Source organism: Dermabacter vaginalis (genome assembly GCF_001678905.1).
Classification (GTDB): Bacteria; Actinomycetota; Actinomycetes; order Actinomycetales; family Dermabacteraceae; genus Dermabacter; species Dermabacter vaginalis.
Genome location: NZ_CP012117.1, coordinates 2,272,216 through 2,292,355, shown reverse-complemented (window position 1 = coordinate 2,292,355; position 20,140 = coordinate 2,272,216). Strand labels below are relative to the sequence as shown.

Sequence of the window (20,140 nt, the reverse complement as noted above, 5' to 3'; positions counted from 1 at the left end):
TAGTGAGAGCCCTTTCGGTCGCCGACGCCGCTGTTCGCGCGGGCTATTCGGTGTGCTTGGCAGGTTCGATTCAGTCGCCGCTCGCGCGTCAATTGGTAGCGCAGGCGCAGATCCCGGTTGTGCCGGTCACGAGTGATCTTGGCGAATTGGCGGCAGAGCAGGGAGCTTCCATTGTTCACGTGGACGACTATGCGGTGGGCAACGATGCCCGCGGGCAGGTGCACGCGTGTGGCGCGTTGTTGTCGTCAATGGAGGATGGCAGTTACGGCCAGCGCGACGCCGATGTGATGATCGATTCGACGATCGGCGCCGAGCTTACCGATCGGGAACGGGTGGTGGGCGGCCGCCAGCTGCGAGGGATTACTTATGCGCCGATGCGCAGGCAGGTGTTAGCGGCCAGGGAAAGCCGCCAGAAGCACTTCACTGCGTCAGACGTTCCGCGAGTCTTGATCGTCATGGGTGGAACCGACGCAACGGCTGCCGCCGCCACGATGGCGGGCCTGTGTGCTTCCCTCCCACAGCAGCTCGAACTTACGGTGATCGCTCCCAAACGCCATTGGCGGGCCGTCACTGAAATAGCAGGTTCGAGCCTTGAGCTCTTGGAGCCGACTCCCGCATTCTTGGACATCGCCGCCACGATGGATGTGGTGATCAGCGCCGCCGGCACGAGCGCGTGGGAGCTCGCGTGCATCGGTGTGCCAACCTTGCTCGTTGCGGTCGTCGATAACCAAAAAGCGGGTTATGCCGCTGCGATCGAGGCGGAAATCGCGAGTGGTTTGGGCACTCTTGAAGAGATTCGCACCAACCTCGATCAGGCCGCCGCGCGTTTGGCGGAATTCATTGCCGCGCTCGATGCGGGAGAGGTGAGCACTCGCCAAGCCACGGCGAAGGTGGATGGTCGGGGAGCTGACCGCATTGTGCAGGCTTGGAGCGACGCCTTCGACGAGCGGTACGCAGCAGCTCGAGGTTCTGACGTTGCTCACGGGGCAGGTGCGGCGGTCACCGTGCGCGATGCCACGAAGGATGACTGCCTACATCTGCTTCGCTGGCGCAATGACCCAGCGACCAGGGCGGTTTCACGCTCAACTGAGGCCATCGGCCTCGACTCTCACGCCCCCTGGCTTGAACGCACGCTTCAGCGAGATGATCGTGAACTGCTGATCGTTGAATTCGAGGGGCGCCCTGTGGGAATGGTGCGGTTCGATGCGGAAGATGCCGCGTGGGAAATCTCCATCAACATGGCGCCGGAGTCTCGGGGGCGCGGGTTCGCCCGAAAGGCTCTTTCGGAAGCGGAGCAACTTTTCTTCCGACGCCACCCGGATACGTCGATAGTGGCGTTTATCCGCGCTGATAACGCAGCTTCCGCAGGCCTGTTCGATCGGGCCGGCTATGTGCCGTGGCCCGATCGAAACGAGCCTGAGTTCGGAGCTTTCCTTAAATCAGATCCCAGCTGAGGGCGGTCCCTTTTGCGGCGTCTGCCCTGAAGGTACGACCCATCACCGTGTCGTAGTAGCGAGGCTCGAGGCCGCCTGCGGGGCGAATGGAACGCACGTTCTTTTCGGTGACGACATCGCCGGCACGGACGTCCTCAACCACGTACAGGGAGCGGCGAAGGCGCTGGCTCTCCGCCTCGCTCGCCACGGGGCCAATGTGCACGTCACCGATCGCGAGCCACGCTGCGTAGGACTCGTCGACAAGCGCCTTGAGCTCCTCGGGTTCGAGGGAGAAGTCGGAGTCGACGCCGCCGTCGGCGCGACGCAGGGTGACGTGCTTTTCCAAGATTGAGGCACCGAAGGCGACGGCAGCGACGCTCACGCCGATGCCCTTGGTGTGGTCGGAAAGACCGCACACGACGTTCCAGGTGTCGCGCAGAACTTCGATGGTGCGCAGGTTCGAGGCGTCCGCGGTTGCCGGGTAGGAGGACGTGCAGCCAAGAACGGCGATGTTGTCGTTGCCCTCGGCGCGAATCGTCTCGACAGCAAGATCGATGTCGGCGGCGTTCGCGGCACCCGAGGAAAGAATGATCGGCTTACCCGTGCGCGCCACGGTGCGCAGGAGCGGAATATCACCAATTTCAAGGGAGGCGATCTTGTAGAGCTCAACGTCGAGGTCTTCGAGAAGATCCACGGCGGTGGCATCGAACGGACTCGAGAACGGCACTAGGCCGTGCTCGCGGGCGCGCTCGAAGATCGGCTCGTGCCATTCCCAGGGGGTGTGCGCTTCTTGGTACAGGCTGTAGAGATTGCGCCCGCCCCACAGGTCGTGGTCGGCGCTGATTTGGAAGGCGGGGCCATCGGCGTCGATCGTGATCGTGTCCGCCGTGTAGGTCTGAAGTTTGACCGCGGGGGCGCCGCTTTCGGCAATCGCATCCACGATCGCGAGGGCTCGGCCGAGATCGCCGTTGTGGTTCCCGGACATTTCCGCAGCCACGAAGGGGCGGTGTCCGTGACCAATCGTGTGGTTGTTGAGTGTGAGTGTTTTGGGTGCGGTCTGCTGTCGCGACATAGCCCCGATCATACAGTTGCAGATCGAGGAGTTCTAAGACTCGTGATCCGGCACGATGGGGTTGGCGGTGACCGGCGCGGGTAAGCGATCGGTCTCCGGTAGCTTTGGCAGGGGGCTGGGCAAATGACTGAGGGGGTGCCTGAGGAACGCCAAGGGAGAGTTGTGGGACCCCGCGTCTTGGGCGCCGTCGGGCCGCTTGACGATCCCGAGTACCGCACCCGCCTTTCGAAGTGGCGCTCCGCCCCAATAGTCGAACCAGGGCCTTACCCGCCGTTTTTCCCACCCGAGCAATTCGCGAAGCTCGGCGGCCTCACGCATGTTGTCGATGCCCAATTCTGCGAGCGCGATGCTTTCGCGCTGCCTGGCCGCAGAGGCATCGAAGAACTCGGGCCACACCTCTTGCGTGCGGGTGGAAACGCTCGTGCCGAGTGAGCCAACAGCCACGGGAGGGCCGTATATCTCGGTTGGAGTACCCTCGGCCGCGGCGTAGACCACGGCCGTGGAAAGCTGGTTCGACACCACGCGGTTCGCCGCGCGAGCGAGGTAGAGAATGCGGCCGAGAAAGTTCGGGTCGCGCCTATCGCCAGCGCTTACCACGTCATGGCCGTGCTCACGCCACAAGCCCACGGTTGCGGGATCGGCCAAGTCTTCAGGGTGCACGCACACCACGGCGGGGCCTTCTCGGCGGGCTAGCTCCTCCGCAAAACCGGCGTTTGCGTCTTCGATTTTCACGAGGTGCGTGGAGTGCACGGGGAACGCGACCGATTTTCCGAGCGGCTTGACCGGAACGCCCTGCGTGAGGGCGCTCAGGTACAGCCACGGCGAGCCGATCGCTGTGGTGGGGAACTCGTCGCTTCCCGGATCCCACGCGCGGGAATGATGGCTCCACACGAGGCGGCGGGCCGTGCGGGGGAGTGTCGCGAAGTCGGAAAAATGTACGAGCGTGGGCGAGGCCACGGTCCAACCGTGCTGCACCAAACCGTTGATGTGCCTCACCGTTGGCTCGCCGACATAGCGCGCGAGAGCGGCGCTGTGCCCGTAGTAGTGATTTTGGATGTCCATGGACGTTACGCGAAGATCTGGTGGCGCGATTCGGGAACCGTGAAGGGCACCAGATCGGCGGGGGACTGGGCGAGGCGGAACAGGCCCGATTCCACGTCCTGGAGCGTCTCTTCGTAACCGGGAACTTCGATCACGAAGGTGGGTTTGCCGAGCGCCGCCGATTCCCACAGCGAGGTGGAGAACGTTCCCACGCTCATCTGGGACTTACTCACGGTGATCAGGGTGTTTTCTGAGGCGATGTCGACGCGGCCTTCGAGTCCTGCGGCGGCGATCTCCTTGCCGATGATGGCGCGCTGTGCCGGGTGGGGGGCAACGACGATCGAAAGCTCGGGGCGTTCGTCGGCGATTTGTTTTACAAAGGAGAGGAGCCGTCGGAGCACACGCGGTTGGGAGATCACGCACACGTCCCAGCGTGGTTCGGCGCTGCCGACGGCTTCCTTGGCGGCCTCAAAGTCGCTTTGTTCGCGCGGGACGATCACGCATTCGTCGTAGACGTTGGTCCGCTCGGCCCACATCTTCGACCAGGCGTGGAATCGGCTTGCGCCGTAATGCGGGGTGCCGCCGAACCAGAAGCTTGGCGCGTAACGGCTCGTGAGCGCGTATTGAATATCGCCCACGAGTGCGCCAGAGCGCTGCGCCGCGTTCACGATGCCCGCGCGCCAGTGGCTGGAGGCGATCATGACCTCGTCGGGCTTCACGAGCTCGAATACCGGCGTGAAGAAATCGCGTTCGAGTTGGAACTTCGCGAGGCGATTGCGCAAGTGATCGCCGAGGTCGACGTTCATGCCGAGCGCTGAGCTAAGGGCCTCCTCGAAGGGACGCGCGTCAACCTCCGGCACACGCAAGTGTGACCAGCGCTGGCGCCAGTGGCGGCGCCATTGGTCGAACTCAGCGAAGGGGTAGATGAGAGGGGAGTCTTCGACGCCGGGGTACCCGTTGGCATCGGCCTGCACGACGAACAGGGTGTCGTCGTTGATGAACGGAGCGGTGCGGTATCCGCTCTGCCCGCGGCGCACATAGTCGAATACCACGGTTTTCGCATGCGGCGCTGTGGTGAGGCGCTTGGGACCGTCGTACGCGGATTTCACCGGGGTGCCGATCGCATCTGCGGCACCCCACAGGCCGAGAGCTTCCGCGAGCTGGATCACGAGGGCCGAGCGTCCCAGTTCCCACACGTAGTCGCCGTCGCGTGTCGTGATGTCGAAAAGACCGTATTCGCGCTCGGCCTCGCACAGGCGGTCGAAGAACTCTCCGTAGGTGAATGGAGACGAGAAGGTGCGGGTGGAGAGTCCATCGCGCAGCCGCACCGAGTCGTATTCGCCGCGGATGAGCACCGAAGGTGCGTGGGTGAGCGTACCGGCCTTGACTTCAACGGCGCCGGCTGTGTTGACCGGGGTGCCGAAGTTATCGGTGCCGCCCGTGACCGGGAACCACGGGTGGGTGCCAATTTCGCGATGCGGCGCGACGGGTTCTTTGACAGCGACAGCGTTGCGAAGCAGCGCGATGCCCGATCCCGCATAGGACTTGGCGACGCTGGACACGCTCGTCACGAGCTTGTTGGAAAGCCCAAGCGCCTTCCCGAACTCGCGAAGGCCCTGGCCGAGACCGCCGTCGGATTGCGTAGTGTGTGCCTGCGCTTCGGGCTCAGGGCTCTGTGCAGGAACACTCGATTTCGGTGCATTGGGCGTCGCGGTGGTGCGAACCGCCGGGGTAGCGAAGCTTGTGGCCTGTGCCGGCTGCTCTTTGGTGCGCGAGGCTTGCAGGTGCTTGTGGAGTTCCGTGCCGACCTGACGAACTTTCCATGAGACTGCTTCGGCAACCTTATCGAGGAAGGACAAGAAGGCTTTCGGCGTCGTGGACCATGACACGTGCTGGGCACCGCCCTGGGCGGCGTGAAGAGTGTCCACAGGGGTGTAGTCGGCATCGCGACGTAGGTGACCGAAGACCTTGAGCTCATGGCGGGTGGTCGTGTGGCCGAGGTAGTGGCGCTCTTGGGAACCCGGCGCCGCGGCGTAGGAAATCACGTCCTTACCGAAGGCAGGGAATTGAATCAGGGTTTCGCGGGCTGCTTGCGCGCCCCTGCCACGCTTGCTGGCGCGGTGCTTCACCGTGGGGGTGCTCGTGCGTTCGGAGTTATCGATCTGCACGTCGTGCAAAGGGGCATCGCCCGAGACCCTGATCTGGTGGTAACGCGAGAGCCCGCGCCACTTCACTCTGTGGCTAATCTGCTCAGTGGAGATAGGCTCCTCGCCATTCGTGGCGAAGGCGGCGGTGAGGTCGATCGACCTGCCGTGCGGTCCAAGGAATTCCTGGTAGCGCTTGCCCACTGCCTCTTGTGAGAAGTGCTGATCGTAGCGCTCACGACCCGCGGCGCCGAAACGCTCGCGCATGGATGCATCTGCGCTCAATTCGCCGAGTCGCTGAGCGAGGAGGTCGACGTCGAGCATGGGAATCAGGAAGCCACTGCGGCCATCTTCGATGGCCTCACGGGCGCCGAAGTCAAAGTCGTAAGCGACCACGGGTAGTGAATGACTCATCGATTCCAACAAGGGGTAGGGGAATCCCTCGGACAGCGAGGTCATGAGCACGATGTCCGCTTCGGAGTAGACGTCCTGTTCGGAACCGTATCCGCAAATATTCACGCGATCGTTCAGGCCGAGCCGCGCGATTTCGTCGCGCACCGCACTCACGTAGGGGTTGAGCGGGTGCGCCGAGCCCCACAGGTTGAGCCGCACCGAGTCGTCGTCGATTTTCGCGAGCGCGCGCACCGCGTCCAATTGGTTTTTGCGGTGCTGAAGGGATGCCGGGAGAACGATGTTCACGCCCTCGTGTGAGACGCGCGGGACGGTCGTTTTTCCCTCGCCCGGGAAGTTCGGGATGAACACCACGTTAGATTCGCCAAAAAGATCGATAAATTGCGCGCGCAAGCCGTCAGCCACGGTCTGCAGGCGATCAATGCTGCCGCGTACCGACTTCAGGGGTTCCCACAGCTCCCTGTGGTGAGCGTAGTCGCCGTGAATCTGGAGAATCGTGTGTGGGCGACGCTTCGCATCCCCAATCGCGTATTGGAAGGCGAGAACCTGGGCGGGGTTCGTGAACACGATTGTGTCGTCTTCATCAAGCACGTCGTTGAGCTGGCGCAGAACCGCCACCTGGTTCGCGGTGAAGGAGAATCGAAGCGCGCCGAGGTTGCCCGAATACTCCGGGTAGACACCGCGATGCAGTAGCGCGCCTCCCTCGGCGGGTAGGGAGCGCACCGTGTAGGCAGGAATTGCCTCATCGAGCGGCCAGGACGGCAACATGCGCTCCCACACATTGCCGCCGCCGAGGAAGGCCATCACTGCTACGGGGTAGCCCGACTCATGCAGGCCATTCGCCAGTTGCACCACCGACTTGTGGTACCCGGTTGGACCAGCCAACTCGTTCGTGCAAATCAGAATCATGTCTCGCTACCTACCCTGCGGTCTTCTAAATCGTGGACTTCTTCAGTGCAGCCACGGAACTTCTCCCCAGGTACCACGCGGCCTTCAATCGTGGCACACCCTCTTGCTCGCGAAGAACGCGCCATACCGCTCGGATGGCCCGGAGGCGATCAGCGGAGTGTGAACCATCTTGCTCAGCACGGTAGAGCGCGAGAGGTTCCTGCACGCCGTGCGCTGCCCCGTGTTCGCGCGTGATCGCGAGCCATAGAGCCCAATCTTCGGCGCCCTGGTAGTTGGGCATTGTGACGTGACCAGTGGCCTTGAGATCGACCATGGCCGTCAAGTTGCCGATGCGGTTGCCGGCGAGAAGGCCGTTGTGTGTGAGTTTCGCCGGTACGCTGACCACGCGGCCTTCCGGCTCGAAGTCCGCAGCGCTTGCGTGGTAATCCGGTGCGATGCGGTGGTAGGAGCTGTAGATCAGCGGGGCTCCGGTGCGTTCCGCGCACGCAATCTGGCACTCAAGTTTGTGCGGCAGCCACATGTCGTCCGCATCGCAAAACGCCAGGTAGCGCCCCTTTGCAGTCGCGATCCCGGAGTTGCGAGCTGCCGCCGGGCCACCACTTTCCGCTCGACGTACGAGGCGTACTCGACCGTCCTCTTGTGCAAGGCGCTCGGCGATCGCTGCGGAGTCGTCGCTCGAGCCATCGTCAACGACCACGAGCTCAAGATCCCGGATTGACTGTCTTAGGATGCTTGTCATCGACTGGTGTAAAGTCGCAGTGCCGTTAAAAACCGGCATGATGACACTCACGAGCGGCGACGATGGATCACGGTGGTTCACACCGACCGATCATAGCGAACACAGCCTTGCAACTGTGAGCCGCAACGTCAGGCCCATAGGAGCATAATTTTGGCTGAGACCAAGCCCCAAGTGGAGTTATCTCCGCGATTGAGTTCTGCGGAAGCAGCGGAACTCGCGAGTAAATCGGGCCTGAGGGAGATGGGCGTGCGGCCGCCACTTGGGCGCTACATCGCCCAGGTGTGGCAGCGTCGCTCCTTCATTTGGCATCTTTCCGCTTCACGCGCCTACTCCCGTAACCAGGGTTCCTATCTGGGGCAGGCGTGGGCAATTTTGCGTCCGATCTTGGACGCCTCAATCTACGTCGTGATCTTCGGCTTCCTGTTTCATGGCAGCGCTCCCGGAATCGATAACCGCGCGGCTTTCATCACCATCGGCACCTTTAGCTATACCCTTTTTCAAACGTCGGTGATGTCCGGAATCAACTCGATTCCCACGAATATGCAGTTGATTCGGTCCCACCGTTTCCCGCGGGCGATCGTCCCCTTGGCGAGCGTCATGACCGAATTGGTGCTGTTCGTGCCGATCCTCGTGGCGATGATGATCATGACCATGGTCACCGGGCTTTTGCCTGGCATGGGTGCGGTGTGGCCCACGTGGTCGTGGCTGCTGCTGCCCTTTGCTGCGGTGCTGTTGGCGACGTTCTCAGCTGGCGTGACCATGGTTTTCGCCCGGCTCGGTGCGAGGGCCCCCGATATCGCGAATGCGCTGCCGTTCTTCCTGACGCTGGGGCGCTACGCTTCAGGCGGCATGTTCCTCCTGAGCGCTATGGTGCCCGATGGCATGTGGATCAAGCCGATTCTCCTTCATCAGCCGCTCACGGTGTACCTGGACTTGTTCCGCGCTGTTTTCGGCAACGAGGCCCTCATCCCCATGACGCCGATGTTGTGGCTCGAAGCCATTGTGTGGGCGGTGGGCACTTTCGCGATCGGCTTTGTGTTCTTCTGGCGAGTCGAGGAGACCTACGGACGTGACTGAAGATATTGACTTCGAAATTGACCCGAGCGTTCTTCCGAAAAAGGTCAAGCGTAAGCCTCTCGGGCCGCCGTCGGTGATCGCTGATGACCTCTACATCACCTATCGCGTGTTCGGTGGGCGCCGGGGCGGTACGGCAAAGCAGCGCAAGAGCCTGTGGGATAAGGCGATTAGCCTGGGGCGCCCCAGCACTGGCCCCATCACCCATGTGCCCGCGGTGAAAGGCGTATCGTTCGTGGCTCATCACGGTGAATCCGTGGCGATTCTCGGCACGAATGGTTCGGGTAAATCGACTCTCCTGCGGGCGATCGCTGGGCTGCTGCCGCCTACTGAGGGGCGTGTCTACACCTCGGCTGAGCCGGAACTACTTGGCGTCAATGCAGCGATGCTGCCGCGCCTCACCGGCGAGCGCAACATCATGATTGGCGGCCTCGCCCTGGGCCTCTCCTCCAAAGAGGTGCGTGAGAGCGTGGAGCACGTGGCTGATTTTGCCGAGCTTGGTGACTTCCTCTACTTGCCGATGACCTCGTACTCCTCGGGCATGGCCTCGCGCCTACGGTTCGCGATCTCCACGATCCGCAGTCCCGAGATTCTCATGATTGACGAAGCTCTCGCGACGGGCGACGCCTCCTTCCGCAAGAAGAGCATGGCGCGTATCGAGGAGATCCGCGAGTCGGCCGGCACGGTCTTCTTCGTGTCCCATTCGCTCGCCTCCGTGCGCGCCATGTGCACGCGCGCGCTCTGGATCGAGAAAGGCGTGCTCGTAGCCGACGGCGACGTGGATGAAGTTGCCGACGCCTACCAGGAATTCGTGGATCGCCGCACGAATGCGTCGTCAGGGGCGAACCTCAAGTAGTCGCCTTTTCGTGTCTTCAGCTTGAACCGTGGAGGTCCAGGGGCCTGCCGGCCTCGTGACCGTGCCGTTCTCGATCTGCACGCTCCGTGCGGTCATGACGAGAGCCAGCCCCTTTCGCGCGCCACGGTGAAGGCTTCGAAGCGGTTGGCCGCACCAACTTTTGCCATCGCGTTCGAGAGGTAGTTTCGGCAGGTTCCGGCCGCGAGGTGCGCTTCGGAGGCGATGTCGTCGATGGAGAGGCCCCGCCCCGCTAGTTCCAGTAGTTCCCGCTCGCGGACCGTGAGGGGGCTGTCTCCCTGGTTGATCGCGAGGGCCGCTGTTTCGGGGTCGAGGTAGCGCCGCCCGGCGTGGACGGTGCGGATGGCCGCGGCGAACTCTTTAGCGTCCGACGTTTTCGGGAGGAATCCCGCGATACCGCGTTCGAGCGCTCGCTTGAGGGCTGCGGGCCGTGCGTGGCTCGTCACGATGAGCACCTGCACACCGGGGTGTTTCTCGCGCACGCGATGCGCAGTTTCGATGCCGTCGATCCCGCCAAGCTGCAGGTCGCACACGAGAACGTCGGCCCCGCCGGAGTCTCGCGCCCACCACTCGAGTATCTCCTCGCCCGAGCCGCACACGGTGGCGATCTCGAAATCCTCTTCGAGCCCGAGCAGGGTCGCGAGGGACGAGGCAACGAGGGTTTCATCGTCGGCGATGGCGATGCGGATCATGCGCTCTCCTCGGGTGTGTGGGTGGGGGCGGGTCCGACGCTCGCCGGTCCCTCGTCGAAGCATAGCCGCACGGTGAAGTGCGGGGCGTCATGCTCGACGGTGATGCTTCCGCCCGCTGTGGCTACTCGGCGGCGGAGTGACTCGAGGCCCGAGAGTGGGCCGGGGCTTTCGTGCGCGCCGTCGTTCGTCATGGTCACGCTGTTCTCGGCAAGAGTGAGGCGCGCACTCGTGGCGTGGGAGTGGCGGAGGATGTTGGTGGTGGCTTCGCGGACGAACCAGGCAGCGTCCTCTCGACGGCTGTTGGGAACGTCGAGGGAGTCGCCGTCGACGCGGACGTTGATGCGCGAGGCGCCAAGGAGCGCACGCGCTTCGGCGATTTCAGTGGCGAGATTGATGCGCCGGTAGCCGTGGGCGACGGCGCGCATATCGGCGGTGCTGGCCTTCACGAGTTCCTGGAGTTCGCGAAGTTCCTTCATGGCGTTCCTATCGCCACGGTCGACGAGGGCGATCGCCACCTGTGTTTTGAGGCTGATCGCCGCGAGCCTCTGGCCCATGGTGTCGTGAAGCTCTTGGGCGAAGCGGAGTCGTTCCGCGCTGACGTGGAGTTCGGCATCGAGCTGACGGGCGCGGTCAGCGTCGCGCAAAACGTCGAGGCCCCAGAAGGCGGAGAGGGTGGCGGTGAGGAAGATGAGGGGAATGCAGATTGACGTGAGGGCGGTGCTGGCGTCAATCCTGAGCTGCGTTGCGCACGTGAGAAGGGCGGCGATGGTGACGGCGATCCACTTGTGTCGCATCCACGGCGCGTGGGCGAGTGCAAAGAGCGCGGTGCACAAAATCGCGTAGATGCTCGCCCACGCCCCGATCGAAACGGGCGCGAGGACGGACACGAGGATGCACACGATCCAGCTCACGAGCACCACAATGAAACTGACCTTCGCCCCGGGCGCGCGTCCTGGCCTTTCAGGGAACAGCTCGAGTGCGGGTTCGCGGAAAAGAGTGATACTCACGAGAAGCGTGAGCGCGGCCGAGGCGACCGCCCACAGGAGGGGCGTGAGGCCTGCATGCTTCGAGACTGTTGCCGTGAGACTCGGGATAGCGAAGATGAGCCACATGATGGGTGCCGCAAGGGTGACGGACCACTTCGTGTAGAGCGCGTATTTCTCCATGCTGCGCACGCGCGCCGGTTCTGCGAATTGGTCGCGCGGGGCGGTGCTCATGCGGTGTCCTCTGTTCGTTGGCGGAAAAGGAGAAGCTGGCGGGGCCTAAAAAGCCCCACCAGTGTCCCACGGGTTGTAGCCGGTGGTTTACCGGTTGGATTCCCACTTCATGTACATCGGCACGAGAGCGACGAGCACGACCACCCACAGCGCGAGGATGAGCATCGGCGAAGTTGCAGCCGCGAGGGCCGCACCGGAATCGAGTGGCTCGTGGGTATCGCTCGCTGTCTTCCCGATCCACGCGAGCTGGCCGAGATCGGCCATGAGCGCAAAGGGAGTGCGGTCAACGATGCTGCTGACCTGCTCGGGCATGAGGGTGCGGAACGAACTTTGGGAGGCGATCGCGAGGATCATGACGGGCAGCGAGGTGATCTGGGCGGCCTCGGCATTCTTCGTGTAGCCACTCGTGAGGAACCCGAACGCTGCGCTCACCGCGATTCCGCCGATTGTTGCGACAACGAGTGGCACGACGTTCACGGGCATTGGTGCGCCGAATACCACGAGCAGGGCGGGGGCCACGATCATCGTGATGATCGCGAGCACGGCACTCGGGGCGGTGATGCCAAGGAGGATGTTGGCGTCGGTGGCTTCGCCCGTGCGCAAGCGTTTGAGGACCTTTTCGTCGCGGCGCGTCGTCGACATCGAGAGAACCGAGTAATACACGACGAGCAGCATGGTCATGAGGATGCAGATCTCGATGGCGCTCGAAGCGGCTGCGCTCGCGGTGCCGGAGGCCGGTTTCAGAAGGAAGAACATTCCCACCGTGAGACCGAGGGGGAACACGACTCCCATGACGATCAGGGTGGGGTTGCGCAGGAACTGGGCGAGTTCGGAGCGCGCGAGGGCAATCGTGCGTGAGAGGTGATTCGAGCGAGGCTTTGAGGCATTCGCGGCTGCTGTGGTCACGGTGTGTCCTTTCGTCAAAGTGTTGTGGAGGCGGGTCGGCGCGTGCGTTAGCGCTGTTCGCCCGCGACGCGCATGAACACGGTTTCGAGGGAGGCCGGTGTCGCGGAGAAATCGGTGAGGGAGAGACCTTCGCTTTTTGCCCATTGAAGAACCGCGAGGGCATCGTCTTGGAGCTCGTCGGTGCGCACTTCGTAGGTGTTGCCGGTGCGCGTCACGTTTGTGCCGGCGAGGGCGGGAAGGCTGAGCTCGGCGCTGGCGCCGGTGGCGTCGGGCTTTTCTCCGACTTTGAAGCTGATCACCGAGGCCTCCGTGGCGATGATGTCGCGCAGACTGCCCTCGAGAACGATGTTTCCGCGGTGCATGATCCCGATCCGGTCGCAGAGGCGCTCGGCTTCTTCGAGGTAGTGGGTCGTGAGGATCATCGTGACGCCGCGCGCCTTGAGGTCTTCGAGGAGCGCCCACACGCCGCGGCGGGATTCGGGATCGAGGCCCGTCGTCGGCTCGTCGAGGAAGAGGATCGAAGGCTGGCCCACGAGTGCGCATGCGAGGTCAAGGCGGCGCTGTTCGCCACCGGAAAGCGAACCGACTTTGACCTTCGCTCGGTGCGTGAGGTCGACGGCGGCGAGAGCTTGATCGGGGGCCATGGGATTCGAGCACGTTCCTGCCCACATGCGGATCGTTTCGGCGACGGTCAGTTGGGTGGGCAAGCCCCCGGATTGGAGCATGGTTCCCGTGTGGGCGCGAACCTTCGCGCGGTCCTTCGTGGGGTGCATGCCGAGGACCGATAAGCTCCCGCTCGTTGCGGGGGCGAGACCCTCGAGGATTTCGAGGGTCGAGGTTTTCCCGGCGCCGTTTGTGCCGAGCAGGCCGTAAACCTCGCCTTCGCGTACGTGAAAGGAGATGCCGTCCACCGCGGTGAAGGCTTTCTTTTTCTTTGCGCCCGCGTAGGTGCGGGTCAGGTTCGAGACAGTGATGGAGTCGTGTGTTGTGGTCATGCTTCTACTCTTCGGCACGCCAGACTCGGGTAATAGTGGAAAACGTCAGGGGCTTCTCGGCGCTTTGTCACGAGTGTGAATGACACATGTCACTGACGTCTCGCCTCGGTGTTCATATTTCGTCACGTGCATTCGCGCCCGTTCCTGGTATCGGTACGCTTACGAAGGTCATGAACTTTTGTGTCGCATGGGAGGCCCCGCAGTGAAGCCACTCGTTCTGCAATCAGATTTCGGGTACGTCGATGGCGCCGTGAGTGCGATGTACGGCGTCGCCACGGGCGTGCACCCCGAATTGCGCATCCACGATGTCACGCACAACATTCCTCCCTATGACATTTGGGAGGGCTCCTACCGCCTCGCGCAGGTCGTGTCGTATTGGCCCGGAGGCACGGTGTTCGTTTCGGTCGTGGATCCGGGTGTTGGCTCGGATCGCTTGAGCGTGGTGGCGCGCACGTCGACCGGTCACTACGTCGTGACCCCGAACAACGGCACCCTCACCCACATCGAGAAGCTTTTCGGGATCGAGGAGCTGCGCGAGATCGACGAGCACTTCAATCGGCGCGAGGGTTCGGCGCATTCCTACACGTTCCACGGGCGAGACATTTACGCGTTCACCGGCGCGCGGCTCGCGAGCGGAACGATCACGTACGAGCAGGTCGGCCCGAGGCGCGAGGTGAGTGAGGTCGTGACTCTCCCGGTGCTTGCGCCGAAGATCGAGGGCAACGCACTCACGGGCACGATTGACGCGCACGATAACCGCTACGGCTCGCTGTGGACGTCCATCCCGCGCACCTTTTTTGAAGAGGCCGGCATTTGCCACGGCGATTACGTGCGCCTCACGATCACCCATAACGGGCAAACCGTTCACGCGACGAGCCTCGTGTATGCGCCGAGCTTCGCGCACGTCGAGGTCGGCGAATCGCTCATCTACGTGAATTCCCTTGATCGCGTGGCTGTCGCCATCAATCGCGGCTCGTACGCGAATGCCTTCCACCTCGGGCGCGGCAACAGCTGGCACGTCGCGTTCGAGAAGGTCGAAAAGTAAGGATCCCCTCATGTCTACTCCCGAAACCCCCACGTCCAGTGCACCGCTACCCGTGACCCGTAAGGTCTCGCCCGTGACGCAGGTCGTCGCGATCGGTATCGGCGCTGCCCTGTTCTTCGTGCTGAGCCGCTTCGTCGCGATTCCCGTTCCCGTGCCGAACCTCGCGATCACGTTCCAGTACGCCCTTCTCGCGGTTCTCGCGGTGCTGTACGGACCATACGTTGCGGGCGTTGCCGGTTTTGTTGGGCACATTCTCGCGGATGCCACCGGCTACGGCATTTGGCTTTCGTGGGAAATTCCGACGGCTGTCTTCGGTCTCATCGTAGGCTTCTTCATGCTTCGTAACCGCGTGAACGAGGGGGAGTTCCCGCGCCGGGATCTCGTGCGCTTCAACCTCGCGGTCATCGTGGGTCACTTCGTTGCATGGGGCGTTCTCGCGTGGATTCTGGACGTGACGCTCATGGGCGAACCGTTCGACAAGGTCGTCGTGCAGGGCCTCGTGGCCTTCGTGACGAACGCGATTCTCACCTGTGTGTTTGGCACGATCATCCTCGCGCTGTATGCGAAGACGCGCACCCGCTCGGGCTCGCTCGAGGTGGGCGCTTAAGCGTTCCGCATGGCTCTTCCCTCCCATTCGCCTGAGGCGAACCGTGCCGCTCACGCCATCGTTTTCGATGACGTGAGCGTGCATTACCGCACCCAAAAACTTCCCTCGGTCGAGAACGTGAGCTTCACGATCGGCTGGGGTGAGAAGGTCGCGATCGTGGGGCCGAGTGGCTCGGGAAAATCGACTCTGCTGCACGTAATGAACGGCCTCGTGCCGCATCGCTTCGAGGCGAGCGTGAGTGGCAGCGTGAGGGTCGGTGGCGTGGATCCGGTGCGCGCGCCGCTCGTGCGCACCGCCGGTGTGGCCGGCACGGTTCTCCAGGATTCGAACGCGCAGTTCGTGGCGCTCACGGTCGCGGAGGACATCGCCTTTTCGCTCGAGAACCAGGAGGTTGCGTCGGGCGACATGCCGGGCATCGTCGAGCGGGTCGCCAAGCGCGTGGGCCTCACCGAGCTTCTTGAGCACTCGCCGCACGAACTGAGTGGCGGGCAAAAGCAGCGCGTCGCCGTCGCGGGCGTGCTCGTGGACGACGTGCCGATTCTCCTGTTCGATGAGCCGCTTGCGAACCTTGACCCGGCGACGGGTCGCGCGATGATCGAACTGGCTGACGACCTCAATCGGGAGAGCGGTGCGAGTGTGGTCATCATCGAGCACCGCCTCGAAGAAGTACTGCACAGGGGGGTCGATCGGATCCTCATGATGGCCGGCGGCCGCCTCGTTGCCGATACAACTCCGGATGAGCTCGTGACCTCCGGTCTCCTCACCGAGCACGGCATTCGCCGCCCGCTGCACCTCACGGCCCTCAACTACGCGGGGATCGAACCGGCAGCCGCAGCGCACCCCGCTCGGCTCGACACCCTCCGCTTGAGCGAGAGCGAATGCGCGAGGGTGCGAGAGTGGGGGCGTGAGCAGTGGTCCGCGAGGTTCGGCTCGGTTTCGGCTCAGGAAGCGCCGGGGGAGGGGTCCGACGCCACCGCGGCCATCAGCGTGCGCAATCTTCACGTGGTGCACGGCCACGATAAAGACCACGAGGGCGTGCACGCGCTGCGGGGAATCGACCTCGAGGTGCGGCGCGGGGAGATGCTCGCGATCCTCGGCAACAACGGCGCTGGAAAATCGACGCTCGCGAGCGCGATCACGGGTTTTGCGACGCCGAACGCGGGCACCGTCGAGGTGCTCGGCGACGATGTTCTGAACTTGAGTATCGCCGAGATCGGCACGCGCGTGGGCTTCGTGCTTCAAGAACCGGGCCACATGATCTCGAAGCCGCTCATTTTCGACGAGGTCGCGCTCGGCCCACGTGCCCACGGCCTCGACGAGGAAGAGGTGCGCCGGCGCGTGGAATCCGCCCTCGAGACGTGCGGGCTTGCCCCGTTCAAAACCTGGCCCGTGAGCGCCCTCAGTCACGGCCAGAAGAAGCGCGTGACGATCGCCGCTGCGCTTGCGCTCGAGCCTGACATCCTCATTCTCGATGAGCCGACCGCGGGCCAGGACTTCCGCCACTACACGGAGTTCATGGAGTTCATCCGCGGCCTTAACCGTGCGGGCAGGACGATCCTGCTCATCACGCACGACATGCACCTTGCCCTCGAGTATGTGCCGCGCGCGGTCGTTTTGAGCGAAGGGGAGATCATCGCGGATTCTTCGCCCGCGCGAATCCTCGTCGACGATGACGTGACGAGGCGCGCGAACCTCGTGCGCACGAGCCTCGACGCGCTCGCGGCAACCGTCGGACTTCCCGTTTCCACCGATGAGCGCGGCACCCAAGAATTTGGCCGCAGCGAGTTTGTGGAGGCCGTGATCGCGGTTGATCGCGAGAGGCGGGAGGTGGGCGATGCCCGCTAAGTCCGTTCTCGGGTACGTCGATCGGCCGGGGCTCCTGCACCGAGTCTCGGGGCTTTCAAAGCTTATGCTCGCCGTCGCGAGCGTCGTGGGTGCGCTCGTGGGATTCGATGCGCGTTACCTTGCGGCGATGCTCGTGCTCAACGTCGTGCTGTGGGTTCTCAGTCGCGTGAAGCTGCGCGACCTCGCCGTTGTGCTCGTGATTATTGCGGGTCTCATGCTGCTCAACAACGTGTTCATTTTCCTGTTCGCCCCCGGCTACGGAACCGAACTGTATGGCACGCGCACCGTGCTCGTGAACGGCCCGTGGCACTGGGACATCACGAGTGAGCAGCTTTTTTATCAGCTCGTTGTGACCCTCAAGTACTTCGCGGTGCTTCCACCCGTACTTTTGTTCATTGCGACGACGCGCCCGCCAGAGTTTGCGCAGTCGCTGAGCCGCATCGGCGTTCCCTACAAGATCGCCTACTCCGTCTCGATCGCTCTTCGATACATCCCCGATATTCAGCGTGATTTCGTGACGATCTCGAAGGCACATCAGGCGCGTGGCCTCGAGACCTCGTCGAAAGCGGGTATCGCGACCCGCGCCCGCAACATCGTGGGCGTCATCATCCCGCTTTTGCTCGGCGCATTTGACCGCATCGAGGAAGTGGCGAGTGCGATGGAGCTGCGCGGTTTTGGGCGCGGCAAGCGGCGCACGTGGTACGGCAAGAAGCTTCTGACGTGGCGAGACTGGCTCATCATGGCCCTCTCCTTCGCCGTGCTCGCGGTGCCGATCGTGCTCGCGATCGTCAATGGCGGAAGGTTCTGGAACCCCTTCGCCTAGAAGAAGAGGCTCGGCTGCCGCGCAGACAGCCGAGCCCCACAAAGTGCACCTTCGGTCCTCACGGAGCGAGGCGGTCGACCTGCCAGCGGCCTTCTTCCGAATCCAAGGCCGTGAAGCGGATGCGGTCGTGCAGGCGCGAAGCGCCACCTTGCCAGAACTCGATGACGTGCGGGGTGAGTGCCCAGCCGCCCCAGTGCGGCGGGCGAGGAACGTCTTTACCTTCGAAGCGTTTTTCAGCGCGCTCGTTTGCGAGCTGGATGTCTTCGCGTGAGTCGACGACGTCCGACTGCGAGCTTGCCCAGGCGCCGATCTGCGAACCACGCGGGCGAACCGCGAAGTAGGCGTCGGATTCCTCGGGGCTGATGCGGCGCACCTTGCCCTGGATGCGCACCTGGCGTTGAAGCGGAAGCCACGTGAAGTTCAGGGCGGCCTTGCGGTTCACGTCAAGGTCGTGCCCTTTTTGGGACTCGTAGTTGCCGAAGAACACGAACTTCTTGTTCTTGTGTTCCTTGAGCAGCAGCACGCGCGAATCCGGCCAATCCGTTTCCGGGTTGATCGTCGAGACGACCATCGCGTTCGGTTCGAGCACATCGCCCTCGCGGTCGCGACGCTCGATCGCGTCTCTCATCCATTCGTCAAACAGTGCGTGCGGGTCGTTGCCCGCGAGCGTTTTGGTGAGTTGGCCCTTCGTGTAATTCACGCGTTCCGCGCGAAGATCGGGCGCACTAGCCTTCTCGTTCATGACCTCTCCTCGAAACTCGATGCGGATCGTCCTCGATCCCGATCTACCACTCTAGCCCTTTGGCCGGGTGGACGGTGGTGACTAATGGCGGTCAAGAGGGCTAAGCCGCCCTGGGTGTGCCCAAATGAGGTTGTCCGCCGATTAACATAGGAGTCCGGGGTCTCTTCCAGCTCAACGGTCAGCCAAGACGCTTAGCAGGAATCGACAGCAAAAGCAACTGAATGTGACAGTTGCGACTTGGTGTAGTGTAGGACACGCGTGGTCGTTATAGTTGTAGCTGACCGACAAGTCAGCAAGAAAAGGGGAGTTCTTATGAAGCGGAGAGTTGCGCGGCTGCTGGGGGCTGCTGCCATGGGAATTAGCGTTATGGTCACGGCGGCTTATGCGGGAACGTCCTATCAATCGTTCAGCACGACAGTCTCGCCTTTCAGTGGCAAGGGGTACACCTCGTACCAGTCAAAAACTTATGCGGGCCGACCTGCCGATGTGCGGACCAGTAGCGTGGGAGGAAAGCACTTCGTGGATCTGAGCCTGAATTCGAGAGATGGGGAGTGGTCAACAGTCCTGCATCATGTCGGCGACAATCGACATGTGGCATTAAATAACACCTTTCCCAAAGGTACTAAGGTGCGTTTGGTGGCTCATAATGCGTGGAACACGTACGTTTCTGTGCAAGTTTCTGGAAAGTGGCGTAGTAACTAACTTAATTCTCTAAACTATTATGGTGTCGGAATCCACAAAGACGTTCGTGGGAAAGTCTGGAAAAGCGTTAACTTTTCTCACGTTCGTCGTTGTTTTAGTGACTCCCAGCGTTTTTATGGAGGTCTCCCGCGCTAGTAGTGCGGTCGCCGATCAATTCACCCTGTTCACATTAGGGATCTCGAACTTCCTGCCCTTCTTCATGCCAATTTTTGCCGCCCTGCTGTACGCGCCAGTGGTGATGCAGGAGGCCGGCACTGGGGGTGCGTGGGGGCCCATCATGGCAAGGCGAGGGCGCCGCCCCTACGTTGTGCGCCACGCAGTCCGCGCTGCGTGCGCTGGTTTTATCGCCTTCACGGGAGGTGTCGCTCTCGTGGCTGTCATGTCATACGGAATCCACCCGCACCTCATCCCCGTCGATTTCTTCAACTCTTTCGGTGACGATCTTGAACCGGTAGCAGAACGTCTAACATTCTCGCAGCTCTATGCCGTCTCCCCGGTACTGTACTTTGCTTTCCAGTCGATATGGGTGGGGATCGGCGGTGCGGCATTATCGACGCTGGCAGCGGTAGGGGCGATGTTCTTTGAGAATCGATTTGTTGCACTCCTCTGGCTTCCTGTCGTCGTGCTTCTCTCCGAGTTTGTCGCGGGGGCTCTTCAGGTTGACCACTTCAGCCTTATACGATCATTCATTCCAACTGGTGTCACCCAACAAGATCCCCTCATCCCCGTGGTCGTAGGTCTTGTTGTTTTCCTCATCGCTGGAGTTGTTGCTGCTTACGCCGCGTTCTCAGCGAAGCTGCCGAAGGCCTTGTGCTGATGTGGGCTGTGAACCGTTTGCGTCCGCTAGCTGGGTGGGGTCTCATCTGCGG

Annotated in this window: 17 protein-coding genes; 8 read left to right on the top strand and 9 right to left on the bottom strand. The window is 62.6% G+C overall.

All coding sequences use genetic code 11. The features are described from left to right. The first annotated feature begins 2 nt into the window (after nt 1-2). Nucleotides 3-1,454, top strand: a complete 1,452-nt coding sequence (locus tag DAD186_RS10090) for a bifunctional UDP-2,4-diacetamido-2,4,6-trideoxy-beta-L-altropyranose hydrolase/GNAT family N-acetyltransferase (protein WP_236886255.1) — start codon at nt 3-5, stop codon at nt 1,452-1,454. Here the strand turns inward: DAD186_RS10090 and pseI are convergent. From pseI to DAD186_RS10070, 4 genes are read right to left on the bottom strand one after another with little or no spacing between them, the layout of a single operon-like run. Beyond that, nucleotides 1,435-2,505 (bottom strand): pseudaminic acid synthase, encoded by a 1,071-nt coding sequence (gene pseI, locus DAD186_RS10085; RefSeq protein ID WP_065248561.1) that lies wholly within the window; start codon nt 2,503-2,505, stop codon nt 1,435-1,437. The genes DAD186_RS10090 and pseI overlap by 20 nt on opposite strands. 33 nt (nt 2,506-2,538) lie before the next feature. Beyond that, on the bottom strand, nt 2,539-3,567 hold the full coding sequence (locus DAD186_RS10080; RefSeq protein WP_065248560.1) for a hypothetical protein: 1,029 nt from the start codon (nt 3,565-3,567) through the stop codon (nt 2,539-2,541). Nucleotides 3,568-3,572: 5 nt separating this feature from the next. Next, entirely contained in the window at nt 3,573-7,010 is a 3,438-nt protein-coding gene (locus DAD186_RS10075; protein WP_065248559.1) for a glycosyltransferase family 4 protein, read from the bottom strand. A gap of 25 nt (nt 7,011-7,035) precedes the next feature. Beyond that, nucleotides 7,036-7,800: a glycosyltransferase family 2 protein gene (locus tag DAD186_RS10070; protein ID WP_472322000.1), complete on the bottom strand. Its 765-nt coding sequence runs from the start codon at nt 7,798-7,800 to the stop codon at nt 7,036-7,038. A gap of 99 nt (nt 7,801-7,899) precedes the next feature. Between DAD186_RS10070 and DAD186_RS10065 the strand changes: the two genes are divergently transcribed. Then, nucleotides 7,900-8,826 carry an ABC transporter permease gene (locus DAD186_RS10065; RefSeq protein ID WP_236886253.1) on the top strand — a complete coding sequence of 309 codons (927 nt, stop codon included), beginning with the start codon at nt 7,900-7,902 and terminating at the stop codon, nt 8,824-8,826. Further along, a complete protein-coding gene (locus tag DAD186_RS10060; RefSeq protein ID WP_065248557.1) occupies nt 8,819-9,679 on the top strand; it encodes an ABC transporter ATP-binding protein in 861 nt (286 codons plus the stop codon). Before DAD186_RS10065 ends, DAD186_RS10060 begins: the two co-directional genes overlap by 8 nt. Before the next feature lie 92 nt (nt 9,680-9,771). Here DAD186_RS10060 and DAD186_RS10055 read toward each other — a convergent pair whose 3' ends face one another. From DAD186_RS10055 to DAD186_RS10040, 4 genes are all read right to left on the bottom strand, one after another. Then, nucleotides 9,772-10,389: a response regulator transcription factor gene (locus DAD186_RS10055; protein WP_065248556.1), complete on the bottom strand. Its 618-nt coding sequence runs from the start codon at nt 10,387-10,389 to the stop codon at nt 9,772-9,774. After that, nucleotides 10,386-11,606, bottom strand: coding sequence for a sensor histidine kinase (locus DAD186_RS10050; RefSeq protein ID WP_065248555.1), 1,221 nt, complete (start codon nt 11,604-11,606; stop codon nt 10,386-10,388). Before DAD186_RS10050 ends, DAD186_RS10055 begins: the two co-directional genes overlap by 4 nt. Before the next feature lie 87 nt (nt 11,607-11,693). Beyond that, on the bottom strand, nt 11,694-12,512 hold the full coding sequence (locus DAD186_RS10045) for an ABC transporter permease (protein ID WP_065248554.1): 819 nt from the start codon (nt 12,510-12,512) through the stop codon (nt 11,694-11,696). Between the two features lie 47 nt (nt 12,513-12,559). Next, nucleotides 12,560-13,507: an ABC transporter ATP-binding protein gene (locus tag DAD186_RS10040; RefSeq protein ID WP_065248553.1), complete on the bottom strand. Its 948-nt coding sequence runs from the start codon at nt 13,505-13,507 to the stop codon at nt 12,560-12,562. Nucleotides 13,508-13,694: 187 nt separating this feature from the next. On the opposite strand from DAD186_RS10040, the gene DAD186_RS10035 reads away from it, so the two are divergent. The 4 genes from DAD186_RS10035 to DAD186_RS10020 are packed head-to-tail and all read left to right on the top strand — an operon-like array spanning nt 13,695 to nt 17,827. Then, nucleotides 13,695-14,552 carry an SAM hydrolase/SAM-dependent halogenase family protein gene (locus DAD186_RS10035; RefSeq protein WP_236886252.1) on the top strand — a complete coding sequence of 286 codons (858 nt, stop codon included), beginning with the start codon at nt 13,695-13,697 and terminating at the stop codon, nt 14,550-14,552. Between the two features lie 10 nt (nt 14,553-14,562). Beyond that, nucleotides 14,563-15,159, top strand: a complete 597-nt coding sequence (locus DAD186_RS10030) for an ECF-type riboflavin transporter substrate-binding protein (protein WP_065248551.1) — start codon at nt 14,563-14,565, stop codon at nt 15,157-15,159. Nucleotides 15,160-15,168: 9 nt separating this feature from the next. Then, entirely contained in the window at nt 15,169-17,004 is a 1,836-nt protein-coding gene (locus tag DAD186_RS10025) for an ABC transporter ATP-binding protein (protein ID WP_065248550.1), read from the top strand. Continuing rightward, nucleotides 16,994-17,827 carry an energy-coupling factor transporter transmembrane component T family protein gene (locus DAD186_RS10020; protein WP_065248549.1) on the top strand — a complete coding sequence of 278 codons (834 nt, stop codon included), beginning with the start codon at nt 16,994-16,996 and terminating at the stop codon, nt 17,825-17,827. The genes DAD186_RS10025 and DAD186_RS10020 overlap by 11 nt, the downstream gene beginning before the upstream one ends. Before the next feature lie 58 nt (nt 17,828-17,885). On the opposite strand, the gene pdxH is transcribed toward DAD186_RS10020, so the two are convergent. After that, nucleotides 17,886-18,569: a pyridoxamine 5'-phosphate oxidase gene (pdxH, locus tag DAD186_RS10015; RefSeq protein ID WP_065248548.1), complete on the bottom strand. Its 684-nt coding sequence runs from the start codon at nt 18,567-18,569 to the stop codon at nt 17,886-17,888. 748 nt (nt 18,570-19,317) lie between these two features. On the opposite strand from pdxH, the gene DAD186_RS10010 reads away from it, so the two are divergent. Further along, entirely contained in the window at nt 19,318-20,088 is a 771-nt protein-coding gene (locus DAD186_RS10010) for a hypothetical protein (protein ID WP_157457140.1), read from the top strand. Nucleotides 20,089-20,140: the final 52 nt, after the last annotated feature.

Bases quoted from the DNA above. Each gene is read 5' to 3' on its own strand.
- pseI (WP_065248561.1), bottom strand. From the start codon at position 2,505: ATGTCGCGACAGCAGACCGCACCCAAAACACTCACACTCAACAACCAC.
- DAD186_RS10080 (WP_065248560.1), bottom strand. From the start codon at position 3,567: ATGGACATCCAAAATCACTACTACGGGCACAGCGCCGCTCTCGCGCGC.
- DAD186_RS10075 (WP_065248559.1), bottom strand. From the start codon at position 7,010: ATGATTCTGATTTGCACGAACGAGTTGGCTGGTCCAACCGGGTACCAC.
- DAD186_RS10055 (WP_065248556.1), bottom strand. From the start codon at position 10,389: ATGATCCGCATCGCCATCGCCGACGATGAAACCCTCGTTGCCTCGTCC.
- DAD186_RS10050 (WP_065248555.1), bottom strand. From the start codon at position 11,606: ATGAGCACCGCCCCGCGCGACCAATTCGCAGAACCGGCGCGCGTGCGC.
- DAD186_RS10040 (WP_065248553.1), bottom strand. From the start codon at position 13,507: ATGACCACAACACACGACTCCATCACTGTCTCGAACCTGACCCGCACC.
- DAD186_RS10035 (WP_236886252.1), top strand. From the start codon at position 13,695: ATGGGAGGCCCCGCAGTGAAGCCACTCGTTCTGCAATCAGATTTCGGG.
- DAD186_RS10030 (WP_065248551.1), top strand. From the start codon at position 14,563: ATGTCTACTCCCGAAACCCCCACGTCCAGTGCACCGCTACCCGTGACC.
- DAD186_RS10025 (WP_065248550.1), top strand. From the start codon at position 15,169: ATGGCTCTTCCCTCCCATTCGCCTGAGGCGAACCGTGCCGCTCACGCC.
- DAD186_RS10020 (WP_065248549.1), top strand. From the start codon at position 16,994: ATGCCCGCTAAGTCCGTTCTCGGGTACGTCGATCGGCCGGGGCTCCTG.
- pdxH (WP_065248548.1), bottom strand. From the start codon at position 18,569: ATGAACGAGAAGGCTAGTGCGCCCGATCTTCGCGCGGAACGCGTGAAT.